The sequence below is a fragment of the Bacteroides sp. An279 genome, assembly GCF_002159615.1.
GTDB lineage: Bacteria > Bacteroidota > Bacteroidia > Bacteroidales > Bacteroidaceae > Phocaeicola > Phocaeicola intestinalis.
In genome coordinates, this window is sequence record NZ_NFJA01000219.1 from 1 (window position 1) to 507 (window position 507).

1 pseudogene is annotated in these 507 nt (G+C 46.2%); it reads left to right on the forward strand.

Features of this window, described 5'->3' with window-relative positions:
- Window positions 1-507 (forward strand): annotated as a pseudogene (locus B5F78_RS16700) (AAA family ATPase); the annotation flags it as partial.

Below are 507 nucleotides of genomic sequence, written 5' to 3' on the forward strand. Positions count from 1 at the left end.
ACAGGGAAGGCATATCCAAGGAAGAAATGACCGGTCTGCTCAAACGCCAGTACGACGGATATCATTTCAGTAAAGCCATGACAGATATCTACAATCCTTTCAGCCTGCTCAATGCTTTTGCCACGCAAGACATGCAAGATTACTGGTTCCGTAGCGGTACGCCTTCATACCTAATCCGCCTGCTTGCGCATACCGATGAGAACCTGGATGAACTGACCGGAAAATATTACGACCCGCAGGAATTTGTCGACTATAAGGCAAATGTAGAAAAACCGTTGCCGATGATTTACCAAAGCGGATACTTTACCATTAAGGACTATAAACCACGCCGAGGCACATTCCTGCTCGACTTCCCCAACAATGAAGTGAAGAAAGGATTTGTATCGTTGGTGGCTTCTGATTATTTCAAGCCCCAACGGGAAAATGTAAACAGTTGGATACAAGACCTTATCGATGCGCTGGAGGAAGGTGATACAGACAAGCTGCATAAGCTGTTCACCTCCTTCC